This window comes from Binatus sp. (SeqCode) (assembly GCF_049584895.1).
In the GTDB taxonomy this organism is placed as follows: domain Bacteria; phylum Desulfobacterota; class Binatia; order Binatales; family Binataceae; genus Binatus.
On sequence record NZ_JBAUYR010000110.1, the window covers coordinates 14,225 to 31,288 of the forward strand.

General features: G+C 61.2%; 11 protein-coding genes and 1 pseudogene. 7 read left to right on the plus strand and 5 right to left on the minus strand.

From position 1 onward, the window contains the following. Positions 1-147 precede the first annotated feature (147 nt). The 6 genes from WB650_RS19525 (at position 148) to uvrA (ending at position 9,913) form a co-directional block, all read left to right on the plus strand. Entirely contained in the window at positions 148-741 is a 594-nt protein-coding gene (locus WB650_RS19525; protein ID WP_423961681.1) for a ferritin-like domain-containing protein, read from the plus strand. A 34-nt stretch (positions 742-775) separates the two neighbouring features. Then, on the plus strand, positions 776-934 hold the full coding sequence (locus tag WB650_RS19530; protein ID WP_423961682.1) for a hypothetical protein: 159 nt from the start codon (positions 776-778) through the stop codon (positions 932-934). A gap of 158 nt (positions 935-1,092) precedes the next feature. Beyond that, positions 1,093-4,668 (plus strand): transcription-repair coupling factor, encoded by a 3,576-nt coding sequence (mfd, locus tag WB650_RS19535; RefSeq protein WP_423961684.1) that lies wholly within the window; start codon positions 1,093-1,095, stop codon positions 4,666-4,668. Next, positions 4,668-6,023, plus strand: coding sequence for a foldase protein PrsA (locus WB650_RS19540; protein WP_422304303.1), 1,356 nt, complete (start codon positions 4,668-4,670; stop codon positions 6,021-6,023). The genes mfd and WB650_RS19540 overlap by 1 nt, the downstream gene beginning before the upstream one ends. After that, positions 6,024-7,073 (plus strand): 4-hydroxythreonine-4-phosphate dehydrogenase PdxA, encoded by a 1,050-nt coding sequence (gene pdxA / locus WB650_RS19545; RefSeq protein ID WP_422304302.1) that lies wholly within the window; start codon positions 6,024-6,026, stop codon positions 7,071-7,073. It begins immediately after the preceding gene. 5 nt (positions 7,074-7,078) lie between these two features. Next, positions 7,079-9,913, plus strand: coding sequence for an excinuclease ABC subunit UvrA (gene uvrA / locus WB650_RS19550; RefSeq protein ID WP_423961686.1), 2,835 nt, complete (start codon positions 7,079-7,081; stop codon positions 9,911-9,913). Here uvrA and WB650_RS19555 read toward each other — a convergent pair. The 5 genes and pseudogenes from WB650_RS19555 to WB650_RS19575 form a co-directional block, all read right to left on the minus strand. Then, a complete protein-coding gene (locus WB650_RS19555; RefSeq protein WP_422306331.1) occupies positions 9,910-10,443 on the minus strand; it encodes a DUF488 family protein in 534 nt (177 codons plus the stop codon). The two genes, uvrA and WB650_RS19555, sit on opposite strands and share 4 nt — an antisense overlap. 7 nt (positions 10,444-10,450) lie before the next feature. Beyond that, the gene (locus tag WB650_RS19560) at positions 10,451-11,833 is read right to left on the minus strand and encodes a M16 family metallopeptidase (RefSeq protein WP_423961689.1); all 1,383 of its coding nucleotides are present in this window, start codon (positions 11,831-11,833) and stop codon (positions 10,451-10,453) included. Continuing rightward, the gene (locus WB650_RS19565; RefSeq protein WP_422306757.1) at positions 11,830-13,215 is read right to left on the minus strand and encodes a M16 family metallopeptidase; all 1,386 of its coding nucleotides are present in this window, start codon (positions 13,213-13,215) and stop codon (positions 11,830-11,832) included. Before WB650_RS19565 ends, WB650_RS19560 begins: the two co-directional genes overlap by 4 nt. Positions 13,216-13,326: 111 nt before the next feature. Further along, positions 13,327-13,878, minus strand: a complete 552-nt coding sequence (locus WB650_RS19570; RefSeq protein ID WP_423961690.1) for a TetR family transcriptional regulator C-terminal domain-containing protein — start codon at positions 13,876-13,878, stop codon at positions 13,327-13,329. A gap of 118 nt (positions 13,879-13,996) precedes the next feature. Continuing rightward, positions 13,997-14,742 (minus strand): annotated as a pseudogene (locus tag WB650_RS19575) (SDR family NAD(P)-dependent oxidoreductase). Between the two features lie 180 nt (positions 14,743-14,922). Between WB650_RS19575 and WB650_RS19580 the strand changes: the two are divergent. Beyond that, positions 14,923-17,004, plus strand: coding sequence for a nitric oxide reductase activation protein NorD (locus tag WB650_RS19580; RefSeq protein WP_422303422.1), 2,082 nt, complete (start codon positions 14,923-14,925; stop codon positions 17,002-17,004). Positions 17,005-17,064 lie beyond the last annotated feature (60 nt).

Below are 17,064 nucleotides of genomic sequence, written 5' to 3' on the forward strand. Positions count from 1 at the left end.
CACATCCATTGCTTGATCTCTGCAAACATTTTTATAGGACCCGGCTCCTAGCGAGCTTGGATGGAGACTAGCCAGATGCCAAGAGTAAGAACCCATAGTAACGGCAGCCACAGGTCACATAACGGTCGTACGTCGCGCGGCGATGGGATGTCGAGGTCGAGCGCGGGTGGGCGTCGAGGTGCTGCGGTCAGCCCCGAATGGATCCGGAATTTTCTGTCAGAGATGCTCGCGGTGGAAAAGGGCGGCGTGAAGCTGTACGAGAAGGCGCTGAGCGAGCTCGAGCATTCGGAACTCGAAGACAAGTTGTCGGAGTTTCTGCGCCAGACCCATCGGCACGTCGAGCTGTGCACGTCTATGCTCGAGGCGGTCGGCGGCGATCCGGATTATCAAAGTCCGGGCGCACAAGCCGCGGAGCATAAGGCGGAAGGTCTGATAAGCACGCAGGTGCCGGCTGAAATGCAGGATCTGAACAACATCGAAAACCTCGTGCTCGCCGAGACCAAGGACCATTGGAATTGGGAGATGCTGGCGTCGATTGCGCCGAAAATCGGGGATCCCGAGCTGAAGCGGGCGGCGACGAAAGCAATCAGCGAAGTGCGCCGTCAGGAAAAAACGCATGTCGATTGGAATGAGAAAACGTTGAGCAAGCTGGCGATGGAATCCGCGATGAATCCGGCGTCTGAGGAGAGCGAAAGCCAGGCGGGAGATCGCGACGACGAAATGTACTCGAAGGAAGACTGAATCGGGCGCGCGATTCTCCGAGGGAGCTGAAAAAATGGCGACGGAAAAACAACGGGCCGCGGCTCGCAAGAATATAAAAAAGGCGGCGACGGCAGCCAGGAAAAAGAAAACCATCGCGAACCTGCCGTCGCGGGTCCGGACTGCATTGGGAAAGAAAGGAGCCGCCGCGGCGCGGAAAAAACGCGCCAAGTAATCGTTTTTGACAGGTCCGGAGAATGCGTGAAGGACCGCGAGGATTAATTCGCGGTTCTTCACGCTCTTTTCTGCTATCATTTCTATCGACGCCAGCGGCATGTGCGGTCCTCGCGCGCATCGCCGCAGGGCGAATTTGCGTATTTCGGATCGCAAAACTTGCAACGAAGCCTGAAAGAAGCGGCCGGCGAGCTTGAAGCGAGGCTCGCGGCAAATACTGAACGCCGATTCCCGGTGATGGGGCTGCGAGGCGCGGCCGGCGCTCTTATGATCCGCGAGATGCGCCTGCGGCTGACGCGTCCGATCGTCGCAGTGACGTCAACGGCTCCTGAAGCCGAGGCGCTCGCCGGCGAGATCGCGTTTTTTCTCGACGAGCCCGCCGACGCTGATGCCGCCACCCGCCGGGTGCATCTGTTGCGATCGTGGGAAGTGAAGCCGATGGCGCAATTATCGCCGCCGACCGACGCGCAGGCGTCGCAGTTGGCGGCGCTGTTCGCGATGCTTCGGCATGAGTCGCCGCTGATAGTCACCTCGGCTGAAGCGTTGATGACGCGCACGATTCCGCGCGCTTCCTTCAACGAATCGATTGTCACCGTTGCGATTGGCGACCGCCTTGACCTTGACGCTCTGGTCGAAGCGCTCTCGGCGTGCGGTTATCAGCGGGTGCCGCAAACGGAAGAGGCCGGCGACTTCAGCGTCCGCGGCGGAATCGTCGACGCGTTCTCGCCGCTGTATCGCGACCCGATTCGCATCGAGCTCGAAGACGATGTGATCACTTCGATTCGCCATTTCGACGCCGACTCACAACGCTCAGGCGCCGAACTGGTCGAGGCGACCATCATCCGCACGCGCTACGTGCCGCCGTCTGCCCTGAAGGACCCGAAGATGCGCGAGCAGGTCGTGTTGCGCGCGGCGGAAATCGGCATGGTGCGCAAGGAGGCCGCGGAGCTGGCCGAGACGCTCGAGAACGGTCTTTTGTTTCCCGGAGCGGAACTGCTTATGCCGTATGCGTACGGACGCCCGCTCGACAGCGTTTTCGAATACATGCCGCCGAACGCGCTCCTGTGGCTGGTCGATTCGGGGCGCGTTCTGGCCGAAGCCAATCGCGTCGCGGGCATGGTTTCCAACGAGACGGAAATAGCGGCGCGCAAGCCCGCGTTTCATCCTGCGCCGGATGCGCTGTTCCTCGGGGTCGATACCTTCGAAAAGGCGCTAGGAAATTTTACCGCAGTCGAGGTCGGATCGCTGGTGACGTTGGCGGCGCCGCGCGAGGGATGGGCGGTGCCGGTCGAAGTAAAATCGCAGAACGCGTTGCGGCTGGGCGCGAATCAACTCAGCGGAGTGCGGACGCCGCCGAGCTTCGAGCCGCTCTCGACCGAATTGCGTGAAGTCCAGCGCGGACAGGGGCGTTCGCTGATGATCGTCGAGGGGCCGAATCAGGTCGCGCGCCTGCGCCGTCACCTGGAGGCGTATGACCTCGAGGTTAACGTCGAATGCAAAAGTCTGGCGGCGCTGATGGAATGGCCCGACTTTCGGCCGGCGATCATGGAAGGCGAGATTTCGGCGGGCGTCGTGCTGCAGGAGGACGGCCTCTACATCTACAGCGAAGAGGAAATTTTCGGTGAGCCGCGCGCGCGACGGCGCAGGCGGCCGACCGCGAAGGGTGCGCTGCTCAATCTCGAGGAGCTGAAGCCTGACGATTTCGTCGTGCATATCGATCACGGTATCGCGAAGTATCGCGGCCTGCGGCATATGAAGGTCGCCGACGTGCAGGGCGATTTTCTCAACCTCGAATACGCGGGCAACGACACGATGTACGTGCCGGTGGAGCGGATAAATCTGGTTCAGCGATACATCGGCGGCGACGACGCGGAACCGAAGCTCGACAAGCTGGGCAGCGGCTCATGGGAGAAGGTTAAGCGGCGCACGCGCCAGGCGGTGCTCGCGATGGCGGCCGAGCTGCTCGATATCTATGCGGCGCGCGAGGTGATGGAGGGGCACGCGTATCCGGCGCCCGGCAACGACTACGAGGAGTTCGCGTCGCGCTTCGAGTTCGAAGAGACGCCCGACCAGCAGGCGGCGATCGACGACGTCATTCGCGATCTGACGCGGGTCAAGCCGATGGATCGTCTGATCTGCGGCGACGCGGGCTTCGGCAAGACTGAGGTCGCGCTGCGCGCCGCGTTCATCGCGGTGATGGACGGGCGGCAAGTCGCGGTGCTGGTGCCGACGACTATTCTCGCCGAGCAGCATTGGAATACATTTCGCGAGCGCTTCAAGGATTTGCCGGTGCGGGTCGAGATGGTCTCGCGATTTCGCAGCCACAAGGAGAATAAGGCCGTCATCGAGGACGCCGCCGCGGGCAAAGTCGACGTCATCATCGGGACGCATCGGCTGTTGTCGAGCGACGTGCAGTTTCCGCGGCTGGGCCTGCTGGTGATCGACGAGGAGCATCGCTTCGGCGTGGTCGACAAGGAGCGAATCAAGAAGCTCAAGAAGCTGGTGCCGGTATTGACGATGACCGCGACACCGATTCCGCGCACGCTGCACATGGCGATGCTCGGCATCCGCGATCTCTCCGTGATTCAGACGCCGCCGCCGGACCGCCAGGCGATTCGCACTTTCGTGGCGCATTTCGACGACGCCACTATCCGCGATTCAATCCTTCGCGAGCTGAACCGCGGCGGCCAGGTATTTTTCGTGCACAATCGCGTCGAGAATATCGACTACATGGCGAGCCATCTGCGGTCGCTGGTGCCCGAGGCGAAGATCGCGATCGCGCACGGGCAGATGAAGGAGCGCCAACTCGAGGACGTGATGCGCGACTTTATCGAGAAGCGGATCAACGTGCTGGTCTGCAGCGCGATCATCGAGTCGGGCCTCGACATCCCCAACGCCAACACCATGATCATCAATCGCGCCGACCATTTCGGTCTCGCTCAGCTTTACCAGTTGCGCGGGCGTGTCGGACGCTCGCGCCAAAAGGCGTACGCGTACCTGCTGATTCCCGGCGAGCACATCATCACCCGCGACGCCAAGCGGCGTATCGACGCGCTGCGCGAGTTGGTCGAGTCCGAGAGCGGCGGCGGATTCAAGCTGGCGATGGCCGACCTCGAGCATCGCGGCGCGGGAAACCTGCTCGGCCACGAGCAGCACGGCGAGATCGCGGCGGTCGGCTTCGAGCTTTACACCGAGATGATGGAAGAGGCGATTGCCGAGCTGCGCGGACAGCCGAATCGACCCGACTTCGAGCCCGAGCTGCGAATTGCGGTGCCAGCCTATATCCCGGAGGTTTACGTTGCCGACGAAAACGAGCGGCTGGTGCTGTATCGGCGGCTCGCGCGCGCGCAGAGCGAAGAGGACCTCGGCGAGATTCGCGACGAGATGCGCGATCGGTTCGGCCCGGTGCCGACGCTGATCGAAAATCTGATCGCCGCGATGAACGTTCGGCGCCAGATGAAGCAGTTGATGATCCTGAGCGCGATTCTGAAGGGATCGCAGCTCGAGGTCCGCTTCCATCCCGACGCGCCGGTGGATACTACGCTGCTCACCAAGCTTGCGGAGCAGAATCGGCGCACGATGCGGCTGACGCCATCATTCCAGGTGATTGCGCGAATTGAGCCCGGAGACTACGAGCAATTGTTCGCGCAACTCGACGGCATCTTGCAGGCTCTGGCGGGCTGTGAAAAGTTGGACAACTGGCCCGCCGTGAAACTCGGGCAGGCCGTCAACTGATGCACAACAGGAGATCGTTTCCGCGAGCCGCCGCGCGATGCGTGGTGATGGCAGCTTCGGCGGTACTGATTGGTATTGCGGTCGCGGGCACGTTCTCGGGCTGCTCGATAGACCTTCTCAAACCGGAATCCTACTCCTTCATCAAGGACGCGCTCGCGGTCCCACCGGGATCCGCAGAATCGCCCGCGGTGGTAGGGACGCCGTCGTCCAGACCGACGCCGCAGACACTGCTGACATCGTCTGCGCCCGCGCAACCGCCGCTGCCGTCGCAGCCTGCACCTCTGCCTCCGCCGCCGGGTCCAGGCGCGGTAAACCCCTCACGAGAGGCGCGGATGGTGCCAGCGTCAGACGCTCCCGGCGGCTTCTCGCTCCCGGCCCTGTTATCGAAGAAGGAAGAGCCGCAGCCTGCGCCGCCTGCGCCGGTAGCAGAACCCGAAACTCCGGATGAAGAGGAAGAGACGAGCACTCCGCCAGTCGATCGCGTCGTCGCCAGCGTTGACGGTGATCCGATCACGATGCGCGAGGTCCAGGATTTCGCGTCGGAGCATGGCCAGCCGATCGAAAGCAATGACTTTGCTACTTCCGACGCCGCCAAGACCGCGGTCAAGGCGTTGATCGGGGAGAAATTGCTCGAACAGGAAGTGAAGAAATACGACGACAAGGTCGACGAGGCGCAGGTCGACAAGTACATCACGCAGTTGCGGATGGACAAGCATATGAGCGAGGAGGAATTCCGCGCGCAACTGCAGGCGAGCGGGATGAGCTACGACGAACTGCGCAAGCGCGCGCGGCTGGACCTCGAAAAAGCGATGATGATCGAGCAGGAGGTCCGCGCGAAGATCAACGTGCCGGACGCCGACGTCAAAGCCTTCTACGACGCGCACCAGCAAGACTTCACGATCACCAAGGAACGCCTCAGGCTTTCACAGATTCTGATCGCGCTGCCGGCCAACCCGACGGCTGCGCAAGTGAGTGCCGCGCAAAAGAAGGCCGCGACGATTCGCACGCGTGCGGCCAAGGGCGACGACTTCGGCGATTTGGCGCGGGTGTATTCCGACGACGAATCGAAGTCCAACGGCGGCGAACTCGGATGGTTCGCGCCCGCCGATATCAATGATTCGATCCTGGCCGCGGTGAAGCCGCTCAAGCCTGGCGAGATTTCTGCGCCGGTTCGAACCAGCCACGGCATTCATCTGGTCAAGCTCGAAGAGCACGAAGTGCCCGGCGTCGTACCGCTCAGCGAAGTTAAGACAGAGATTCGCGCCCAGCTCGTCGATCAGCAATCCAGTGCGCAGCTCGAGAAGTGGGTCGAATCCGATCTTGTGAAACAGCACTACGTCGAGACCATGTACTAGATGAGGACGCCGCCGAGACGAAAGACCCCGCCGCTGTTGGCGATCAGCATGGGCGATCCGGCGGGCGTCGGGCCCGAGGTAATCCTCAAGGCGGCCGCGACGCTCGCGAGTCGTCGCAGTGCGCCGTCGCTTGTGGTCGTCGGCGACGTGTCCGCGATGCGCGCGGCGGCGGAACGACTGCGCGATGTGCCGGAACCTTGCGAGTGGCGTCATGGAGAACCTTCGATTCGCCTGAGCAAGGGCCTCGGGGTACTTTCGATATCGAATTTATCGGCGCGCGCACTTCGCCCTGCCCATCCCAGCGTCGAGGGCGCCGGCGCCGCGTATGATTATATTGTTACTGGCGCGCGGATGGCGATGAGCGGCGAGGTCGACGCTATCGTGACCGCCCCTATCAGCAAGGATTGGATGAACCGCGCGGGGCACCGTTTTCCCGGCCATTCGGAACTGCTGGCGCATCTGGGCCGAACCCGGCTGTGGCGCATGATGTTTGCGGGCGGCGAGCTGACGGTCGCGCTGGTGACTGCGCATATGGGATTTGCAAAAGTGGCGTCTGCACTGACTCAGCGAAACGTGCTCGACACGATCCGCCTGCTCTCGACGCATCTGCGCGGCGCACTCGGCGTGGCACGGCCGCGAATCGCGGTGCTCGGCTTGAATCCTCATGCGGGTGAAAGCGGCATGTTCGGTGACGAAGAAATTCGCGTGATTGCGCCGGCGATTCGGCGGGCGAACCGCGAGGGCATCGACGCGTACGGTCCGCTCGCGCCCGACACTGCGTTCATCCGCAAGGCGGGTTCATTTAATTTCGACGCGGCGGTTGCGATGTATCACGATCAGGGTTTGATTGCGCTCAAGACGCTGGAGTTCGATCGCGCGGTGAATATTACGATTGGATTGCCGTTCGTGCGTACCTCGCCTGATCACGGCACCGCGTTCGACATAGCCGGGAAAGGAATCGCAAACCCTTCGAGCATGATCGCCGCGATTGAATATGCATGGCGCGCCGCGATGAGCCGCGAAAAGATTGCGCGGCGGGCGGCTGCGTAGGAGCGATGGCCGATCGAATCGTCATCAAGGGCGCGCGCGAACACAATCTCAAGAACATCGATCTCGAGATTCCGCGCGACCGCCTGGTCGTGATCACCGGACTTTCCGGATCGGGCAAGTCCTCGCTCGCCTTCGACACGATTTACGCCGAGGGCCAGCGCCGCTACGTCGAATCGCTGTCGGCGTATGCGCGCCAGTTCCTCGAGCAGATGGAAAAGCCCGACGTCGATTCGATCGAGGGACTGTCGCCCGCAATCTCGATCGAGCAGAAGACCACCTCGCGCAACCCGCGCTCGACCGTCGGCACGATCACCGAAATTTACGACTACCTGCGCCTGCTCTTTGCGCGGGTGGGTCATGCGTTCTGTTACAACTGCGGCAAAGAAATCACGCAGCAGAGCGTGCAGCAGATCGTCGATCGAATCATGGGATGGCCGGACGGCTCGCGGATTCACGTGCTCGCGCCGATCGTCCGCGATCGCAAGGGCGAGTATCGCAAGGAGCTGTCCGAGATGAAGCGCGCGGGATTTGTGCGCGTGAAGATCGACGGCAAGCTCCACGAACTGGGCGAAGAGCCGGTGTTGAACAAGAATCAGCGGCACACTATCGAGGTGATGGTCGATCGGCTCGCGATCCGCAAGGGAATCGAGAAGCGGCTGTCGGACTCACTCGAAGTCGCGTTCAAATACGGGCAGGACCTGCTCAAGGTCGAGCGCCTGGAAGGGCCGAAGAATGAGAGCGAGATTTATTTCAGTCAGCGTTTCGCGTGCGTCGATTGCGGAATCTCGTATCCGGAGATCGAGCCGCGAATGTTCTCGTTCAACAGTCCGCACGGCGCCTGCGCGGAATGCTCGGGGATCGGATCGATCATGTATTTCGATCCCGAGCTGGTGGTGCAGAACGAAGATTTGAGCATTGCCGATGGCGCGATCGCGCCGTGGGCGACGATGAACTATCTGCAGCCGGTGCTCGACGCGCTCGCGAAGCATTACAAGTTCAGCCTCGATCAGCCGTGGAAAGAAATTCCGGCCAAGGTGCGCAAGGCGATCATGTACGGCTCGGGCAGCGAGGAGATCGAGTTCGCCTATCAGCGCGGGCATCATCGCGCCGAATACTCGAAGACCTTCGAGGGTGTGCTGCAGTGGCTCGATCGACGCTACAAGGAAACTGAATCCGAGAGCGTGCGCGAGTTTCTCGAGGCGTACATGAACATGCGGCCGTGTCCGACCTGCGACGGCGCGCGGCTCAAGAAGGAAAGCCTGTTCGTGCGCTTCAACAACAAATCGATTTCCGAAGTGACTGCGATGTCGATCAAACAGGCGCTCGCGTTCTTCGCCGCGCCGAAGCTGAGCGCGCAGGAAGCTGAAATCGCGAAACTCATTTTGAAGGAAATTCGCGAGCGGCTGAATTTTCTCGCGGACGTCGGCCTCGAGTACCTGACGCTCGACCGCGCGTCGGGAAGCCTCTCCGGCGGCGAGGGCCAGCGCATTCGGCTCGCCACGCAAATCGGATCGAGCCTCGTCGGCGTGCTTTATATTCTCGACGAGCCGTCGATCGGACTTCATCAGCGCGACAATCAGCGGCTCCTCGCGACGCTCAAGCGCCTGAAGGAACTCGGCAACACCGTGCTGGTGGTCGAGCACGATCGCGAGACGATGCTCGAGGCCGATCACCTGATCGACATGGGGCCGGGCGCCGGAATCCACGGCGGCTACATCGTTTCGCAAGGCACTCCCGATGACGTGATGCGCGACGAGAACTCGCTCACCGGGAAATATCTTTCGGGACAAGTCGAGATTCCGGTGCCGTCGCGCCGTCGGCAGCTCTCGGGCCGATGGCTGACGGTCAAGGGCGCGCACGAAAATAATCTGCGCGATCTCACGGTCGCGATTCCGCTCGGCGTCTTCACTTGCATCACCGGCGTTTCGGGTTCCGGCAAGTCGACTCTCGTGCTCGACACGATGTATCGCGCGCTCTCGCAGAAGCTGAATCACAGCCGCGAGCGTGCGGGCGCGTACAAAACGCTCGAGGGCGTCGAGCATCTCGACAAGGTCATCCACGTCGATCAAAGCCCGATCGGGCGCACGCCGCGATCCAATCCCGCGACTTACACCGGCCTGTTCACCCATATCCGCGAGCTGTTTGCGCAACTGCCCGAGGCGCGGATGCGCGGTTACGGGCCGGGACGATTTTCGTTCAACGTCAAGGGCGGGCGATGCGAGGCGTGCGAGGGCGACGGCATCATCCGCATCGAGATGCACTTTCTGCCCGACGTTTACGTCACCTGCGAGGTCTGCGGCGGCAAGCGCTACAATCGCGACACCCTCGAGATTCAGTACAAGGGCAAGAATATCGCCGAGGTGCTCAACATGACCGTGCTCGACGCGGTCGAATTCCTCGGCTCAGTCCCGCCGATCCGCCAGAAGCTCGAAACCCTGCGCGACGTCGGTCTCGACTACATTCATCTCGGCCAGTCGGCGACTACCCTGTCCGGCGGCGAGGCCCAGCGCATCAAGCTCGCCAAGGAACTGGCGAGGCGCGCAACCGGCCGCACATTTTATATCCTCGACGAGCCGACCACCGGCCTCCACTTCGACGACATCAAGCGGCTGCTGGGAGTGCTCGGGCGCCTCGCCGACGCGGGCAATACGATTGTCGTGATCGAGCACAACCTCGACGTCATCAAGACTGCCGACTACCTGATCGATCTCGGGCCCGAGGGCGGCGATCGCGGCGGCCAGGTCGTCGCTAAGGGCACGCCTGAGGAAGTCGCCGGCGTGAAGGCGTCGTACACCGCGGGCTTTCTACGCGAAGCCCTCAACCATCGCGTCGCCGCTTAGTCTGATTCGGTGGCGGCCGTAACGTCGTAGACAATCCGTCCGTCAACCACGCGCGCGAACGGCGCGAGCGCATGCGGCGACAATTTCCCGGTCGGCATAATGTGTTCGACCGTCCAATCGCGAATCACGAGATTGTCCGAGATGATTCGCCGATGACATCGCCACCATAGTCCTTCGGAACACATGTACGCAGTTCGCGAGGCCGCCCCAGCTTGCGTCAATTCGCGCAAGCCATCTTCAAAATCCGCTGTCTCCGTGTAATCCGCGTACGATCGGAACGCAGGAAGCTGCCACGCTGTGTGCGGCGAATCGGGACGTTTCGAACTGCGCCGGCCGCCAAGCTTCTTAATCCATCGATACTCGATGTTCGCACGCTCGAGTGACGCGGACAGTTCCGCCTGGTTGAACTGCGGCCACCGCTTCGAGCTCGGAAACGATCGCACGTCGGCGACGATCGCGATGCGATGCTCCCCCAATAATTCGAGAAAGCGCTCGATCGGATGCGTCGAGTGCCCGATCGTGAAGATCAACGCGTCGCTATTGCGCGCTTGGGGCGTCGGCTGCTTTCTCCAAATCCGAGGTTTTGATCTTCGCTTCGCTCTGATTCGCGACCGCGACGACGATCATCGCATCGGGATGCAGATATTTTTTCGCGACTTCCAGCACGTCATCCTTGGTGACCGATCCGATAAGCTTCGGATACTGATCGGCGTAGTCGAGCCCCAGGCCGTAAAACTCGACCTGTATCATGAAGGACGCGATCGCATTCTGCCGCTCGAGCCCCAGCGGAAAGCTGCCGATGAGGAACTTTTTCGCGCCGTCCAGCTCGGCGTCGCTGACCGGCTTTTCCTGGATCTCGCGAAGCTGCTGCAGCACGAGATCGATCGCTTCATTCGAGCTTTCGTTCTTGGTCTGCAGGCCGATGGTGAATGCGCCCTGAAATTTGCCCGGCTCGAAACCGCTGTTGACGGAGTAGGCGAGTCCGTGCGCGCTGCGAACGATCTTCACCAGGCGTGAGGAAAACCCGCCGCCGCCCAGGATGTAGTTCATGACCTTGAGCCGGTAGAAATCCGGGTTCGAGCGCTCGACCCCGCCCGAGCCCATTATGATGTTCGCCTGCATCACGTTTCGATCGATCAGTTTCACGTGAAGTCCCGCCGGAACGGTGATTGGCGGCGGCTCAGGCTGCGGGGAAACCGAGCCCGAAAGGCCTGTCAGCGCTTTCTCAAGTGATGCTTTAACTTCGTCGGCGGTCACGTCGCCGGCCACCGCGATGATCGCGCTGCCGAGCTTGTAGTAGTCATGGTAGAAACCGCGCACGTCGTCGTTCGTGAGTTTCGCCACCGAATCGGCGTAGCCCGCGCCCGGATGCCCATACGGCGCGTCGCCGAACAGGTCTTTGGTGAATTCCACGTCGGCGGTGTAGCCCGGTTCTTCCTCCGCTGCCTTGATTTGCGCGATCTGCTCGGCGCGTTTGCGTTCAATATCGGCGTCCCGAAGTCCAGGCTCGGTCAAAATTCCCGAAAGGAGTTGGAGCGTCTCGCCCTGGTACTTCTTGAGCGACGTCATCCCGGCGGTCGAATAGTCGCGGCCGGCCGACACTCCGACCGAGCTACCCATGAAATCGACTTTCTGATCGAACTCCGGCGCGGTAAGATCTTTGGTGCCCTGCGAGAGACATCGCGCCGTCAACTCGGCCAGGCCTTCCTTGCCCTTCGGATCGCGGCGCGTGCCCGCGTCGAACTCGACCATCACCGTCACCATCGGCAGTTGATGCTGTTCCGAGACGAGCAGGGTCGCGCCGTTGCTCAGCGTCATCTTCTTGATGTCGAGCGCATGCGAGGGCGTAGCCGCAAAGACCAACGCCGCGATCGCCGCGACACCCGCAAACGTTTTCATTCGAGTTGCCGCGCCGCTCATCGCAATTCTCCGCCGCTCAGTCCGCCGTTTCCGTGCGGCAGGACGCCGGTCGGCACCAGCACGCCTTCGGTCATGTTGGACGCAACCATGTAAGTTTTCATTACGCGCTGCACATCAGCCGCGGTCACCTTGTCGATTCCGTCGAGATATTTGTCGACCAGGTGATAGTCGCCGAGCATTTCGTACACGCCGAGCATCTCGGCCTCGCGCATGACCGAGTCCTGCCCGTACACGAATTGCGCCTGCTCGAGATTCTTGGCCTTTTGCAGTTCCTCAGCGCCGACAGGAGCATCGCGCATCGCGGCGAGCTCCTTCTCGATTTCGACTTGCGTATTAGCCGCTGTCACTCCAGGGCGCATCTGCGCCGACACTACGAACAGCCCTGGATCGAACGACGTCATGTCGTAGCCCGCGCCAATATCCACGACCATCTGTTTTTCGACCACCAGCTTCTTGTAGAGGCGCGAGCTCTGTCCGTCGCTCAGAATCTCAGATGCAACTTCGAGCGGGAAACTGTCCGGGCTCGAGATATTCGGAACGTGATACGCCTCTTCGAACGCCGGCAGATTGGCCGCATGCTGCAGCTCGACGCGCCGGGTCCCGGTTTGCGGCGGCTCGAGATCCGTCAAGGGCGGCGGCTTGGGCCCGTTCTTGATTCCCGCGAATGCCTCGCTGATTAGCTTGAGCACCTGGTCGGAATCGAAATCGCCGACCGCGACGATCAGCGCGTTTTGCGGCGAGTAATAGATTTTGTGATACGCCATCGCGTCCGCCAGCGTCAGCCCGTCAACGTCGTGGAACCATCCGATGACCGGCCAGTGATACGGATGCGCCACGTACGCTTGCGAGCGGACCATCTCGTCGAGGGCGTCCTCCGGATTGTCTTCGGTGCGCATTCGCCGCTCCTCGAGCACGACGTGCTTCTCCTTGTCGAATTCCTTCGGCTCGAAGTTGGCCATCCGATCCGCTTCGAGCGTGATCGGCACGTCGAGATGATCCTTGTTGATGGTCTCGAAATAATCGGTGAAGTCAGATTCGGTGAACGCGTTGTCCTCGCCGCCGTTCTGCTGGATTATTTGCGAAAACTCTTCAGGCCCGAGCTTCTTGGTCCCCTTGAACATCAGATGCTCGCACAGATGCGACAGTCCGGTCTTGCCGAACTGCTCGTTGCGCGAGCCGACGCGGTAGAAGACGTTGAAGGTCGCGAGCGGAGCCTTGTGATTTTCGAGCACCAGCACTCGAAGCCCGTTGGGCAGCGTCTGAGCCTTGACCGCATCTGCCATTCCCGCGCGCGCGGGCCCCGAGGCGGCGATACATATAAGGATACCGAGCACCGTCCCAAGGACGAGACGGCAATGATTGCCAAAAATAATGATGCGCATAGATATGGATCAATCTAAGTCTGCGGTTCGCAGCCAAGTCAAGGAATTAGATCAACCGCTCTCGGAGGGAGAGGTGTAGGGGACGTTCCTCGCCTGCCCTGAGAAAACCGTTCAAGCCAGGAGGGTTGAGAAGATCAGATGCTTAAACCGTTCGAGGGGAACCGAGTTGCGCTCGGTCTTCGACTGAAGTATCGCGCCTTGCAATGACGCAATCAGGAAACCCGCGAGCTCGTCGCATTCAGTCTTCTGCGGCACCTCGCCAAGCTTCACCGCTGCTCTCAGGCAATATGCGACCGACTGGCGCATCTCCTCATATATTTCGACCAGCCGCTTCCTGATCATTTCGCTGTGCTCGCTCGCTTCGGCGCTGAAATTGCCGATGAGACATCCGTTACGCCAACCGATCCGATTGAGATACTTGATCTGCGCATCGACGAAGGCGTGCAGGCGCTTAAGCGCCGGAAGCGAGTCATTGCGCAGAGTCCTCTGGATCATCGCGCGGACGTCTTTGAAATAGAGATCGAGTATTTCAAGACAGAAGGCTTCTTTCGAAGCGAAGTGATTGGTGAACGACCCCTGCGGCACTCCAGCGGCTTCGACGATGTCGCGGACGCTCGCGCCGCCATACCCGCGCTCATGCACGACGCGGAGTCCTTCGGTCAAGATTTTCTCCCGATGTGATGGTCTGGCCACCAATCGCAATATGTACGCTCGTATTTAAGTCGTCAAGGAGGCTCGCGGCGCCGATCGCTCAGCGCTGCGTGTTTTCAGCACGATGTCCTTAGCCAGCGAGAATTCCTCCATCCACCGCGATCGACGCGCCGGTCATGTATGAAGCGTTCGCGGACGCCACAAAGACGATCACATGAGCGATCTCCTCAGGCGTTGCGAGACGTTTGAATGGCACAGTCGAGACGAGTGCCAGTTTATTTTCATCTGTACTGGTGAAGCGCGTGAGCATGCCCGTATCCGTAGTTCCCGGAGCCACGACGTTTACGCGAACGCCGGTCCCCGCGACTTCCAGTGCGGCCGACTTGGTCATCCCTTCCACCGCATGTTTGCTCGCCACGTAAACGGAGGCTCCCGGAGCGCCCACGCTTCCGTAGGACGATGAAATATTGACGATGCTCCCGCTGCCCTGCGGCAGCATCACGCGCAGTTCATGCTTCATGCTCAGCAGTGTGCCCAGGACGTTGGTGTCGAAGGTGGCGGCGTAGCTCTCAGCGGTTTGTTCTGTCACCGGGCCAGTCTTGCCTTCAGTACCGGCGTTATTGACGGCGACATCGAGGCGACCGAAGCGCGCGACGGTCTTATCGACCAGGTCGCGACATCTTCGTCGTGACGTACATCGGTACGCCAATATTCGGCTTCTGCTCCGAGAGAACGGAGTTCCTCGACCAATTTTTGACCGACTTCGTCGCGGCGGCCGGAGACGACGATGCGCGCACCGTCTTTCGCGAAGGCAATGGCGGTGGCTCGTCCAATTCCGGTGAGGGCGCCAGTAATCAAAACAACGGGGGTATTCATAGTGAACTCCTTGGAGGGGAATTTATGCGTCAGACTGCAGCTGACTGAAATTCAATATGGACGTACGTACTGATTCAGTCAAGCCCGTATACACGTCGCTCAGCGAAACCGGCTCAACTGGAAGGACGAACTCTAAATTGCATCCATGTACCGGTCTAAGTAACAATCATTAATACGACGATGCCCGAAGTTGCCGAGACAGCTCAGAACCTCTTCGAAATTAAGGGTGTGCTGACCAAATTCATGCGGATGCTGTTCCCGCTGGAATTCCGCATCGACTCGATCGCCAACAGCGCCCCGATGCTGCCGTTCCACTACCCGCTGCTGCCCGGCGAAATGATCTATCTGCCCGAGCGGCTCGAGCCGTTCGGTACTCGCGGCGACGCGTACATTTATTATTTCGTCACCACCGCGCACCTCGCAGCGCGTCACGACTTCGGCACGTTCAAACTGAAGCTCGCGGACATAGCGGGTTTCGAAGAGCGCGGCGAGACGGGGGTCGAGGCGATCGACGGCTTCGTCGCGTCATTCGACGACCCGGGGCTCGCGGGCGCTCTGATGCGGTTGGCGGAGTCGGCGCGAATCGACGCTGAACTCGCGCGGCGCTATCGCGGACTCGCACCGCGCATCGCAACGCTCAACCGTTCTCTGCTCGATCGACTCCATCCCGAGTCGCTCAGCACGATGCTGGTGCGCGCGGCGCTCGATCTCGAGGCGACTGGCGAAGGGCTGGAATCCCCGCTGGTACTAATGGCATCGCATCACTTCGCACCGGTTCGTGCGCGCGGCGCCGACGTCATGACCAGCGTCCGTCAGGTCGGCGCGCTCTACAATTGGCTCCAGGAGCTGATTCGGCAGGCGCGCGAGCGCGGCGAAGGCGATCCGCTCACCGAAGAAGAAGCGGAGCGGATGCGCAACGATCTGATCAAAGGAATGAAAGGTTCGGAGTCGCAAACCGCCGGCGAAGGCGAGGACGGCGAGCAAGGCGACGGCGGCGGCGAGCCTGATCAGAACGTCCAGATGGACGTCTCCGGCAAGCAGTCCAAGGGCGGTCAGGGCAGGGCGCTCTCGCCCGAAGAATTGCGCAAGCTGATAGAGCAGGGCGCCGAGATCAAACCCTCGCAGGGCGACGGCAGCGCCGACGGCGACGGCATGTACCTGACGCAACTCACTGGCAAGCAGCTCAGCGAGCTCGAGCAGATGCGCGAGCAGCTCGGCGAAGTCGGCTCCGTCACCGGACAGGGACGCCTGATGATCGGCCGCGGGCGCCAGGACTCGTACTACGCCTACGACGAATGGGATTATGTGCTGAACGACTACCGCCGCAACTGGTGCCGATTGCGCGAAATTCCGCTCACCGGCGACGAGGGCGATTTCTACGAGAACACGCTCGTCCGCTACGCCGAGATGCTGCCCGGAGTGCGCCGCAACTTCCAGCGTATCCGCCCAGCGTCCTACCGGATGGTTCGCGGACTCGAGGACGGCGAGGAAATCGACATCGACCGCACGATCGAGGCGCGCGTCGCACGCCTGATGGGCGAGACTCCCGACGGTCGCTTTTACAAGGCTCGCAAGAAAGAAGCGCGCGACGTCGCAACGCTGTTCCTGCTCGACATGTCGGCCTCGACCGACGAGCCGGTGCATCGCGAGCCGCGCAAGCATACCGACGATGACGACGCCGATGACTGGATGAAGGCGTGGCAGCGCAGGCCGCAAACTGCCAACCGTCCGCGCCGCATCATCGACGTGAACAAGGAAGCGCTCGTGATCATGGCGCAGGCGCTCGAGGAAATCGGCGACGCGTACGCGATCATGGGTTTCTCGGGACACGGTCGCGACAACGTCGAGTTCTACGTGATCAAGGAATTCGATCAGGAACTGAGCGACGAGGTGAAGGCGCGCATCGGCTCTGTGGAGCCCAAGCGCTCAACCCGGATGGGCGCGGCGATTCGTCACGTACGCGAAAAATTCAAGGACGTTGCATCGCGCGCCAAGCACATGATCCTGCTGAGCGACGGCTTCCCGCAGGATTTCGACTACGGCCACGACCGCCGCTCCAACGCCTACGGCATCCAGGACACGATGGTCGCGCTCAAAGAACTCGAACTCGCCGGCGTCCTCCCGTTCTGCATCACGGTCGATAAAACCGGCCACGACTACCTGCGCCAGATGTGCCAGTCCTCGCGCTACCTGGTAATCGAAGACATCGCGTCATTGCCGCGCCAGCTCCCAAAAATCTACGAGCAGGTAATCCGCTGGTAGCGCGTCCCCGCGCGCTCGATTAAATCCGGTTCCCTGTCTCGTGCGGGGAAACCTTATGAG

Excerpts from the sequence above, each read along its gene's own strand:
- WB650_RS19530 (WP_423961682.1), top strand. The coding sequence starts at position 776 with ATGGCGACGGAAAAACAACGGGCCGCGGCTCGCAAGAATATAAAAAAG.
- uvrA (WP_423961686.1), top strand. The coding sequence starts at position 7,079 with ATGGCCGATCGAATCGTCATCAAGGGCGCGCGCGAACACAATCTCAAG.
- WB650_RS19580 (WP_422303422.1), top strand. The coding sequence starts at position 14,923 with ATGCCCGAAGTTGCCGAGACAGCTCAGAACCTCTTCGAAATTAAGGGT.
- WB650_RS19525 (WP_423961681.1), top strand. The coding sequence starts at position 148 with ATGTCGAGGTCGAGCGCGGGTGGGCGTCGAGGTGCTGCGGTCAGCCCC.
- WB650_RS19565 (WP_422306757.1), bottom strand. The coding sequence starts at position 13,215 with ATGCGCATCATTATTTTTGGCAATCATTGCCGTCTCGTCCTTGGGACG.
- WB650_RS19560 (WP_423961689.1), bottom strand. The coding sequence starts at position 11,833 with ATGAGCGGCGCGGCAACTCGAATGAAAACGTTTGCGGGTGTCGCGGCG.
- pdxA (WP_422304302.1), top strand. The coding sequence starts at position 6,024 with ATGAGGACGCCGCCGAGACGAAAGACCCCGCCGCTGTTGGCGATCAGC.
- WB650_RS19540 (WP_422304303.1), top strand. The coding sequence starts at position 4,668 with ATGCACAACAGGAGATCGTTTCCGCGAGCCGCCGCGCGATGCGTGGTG.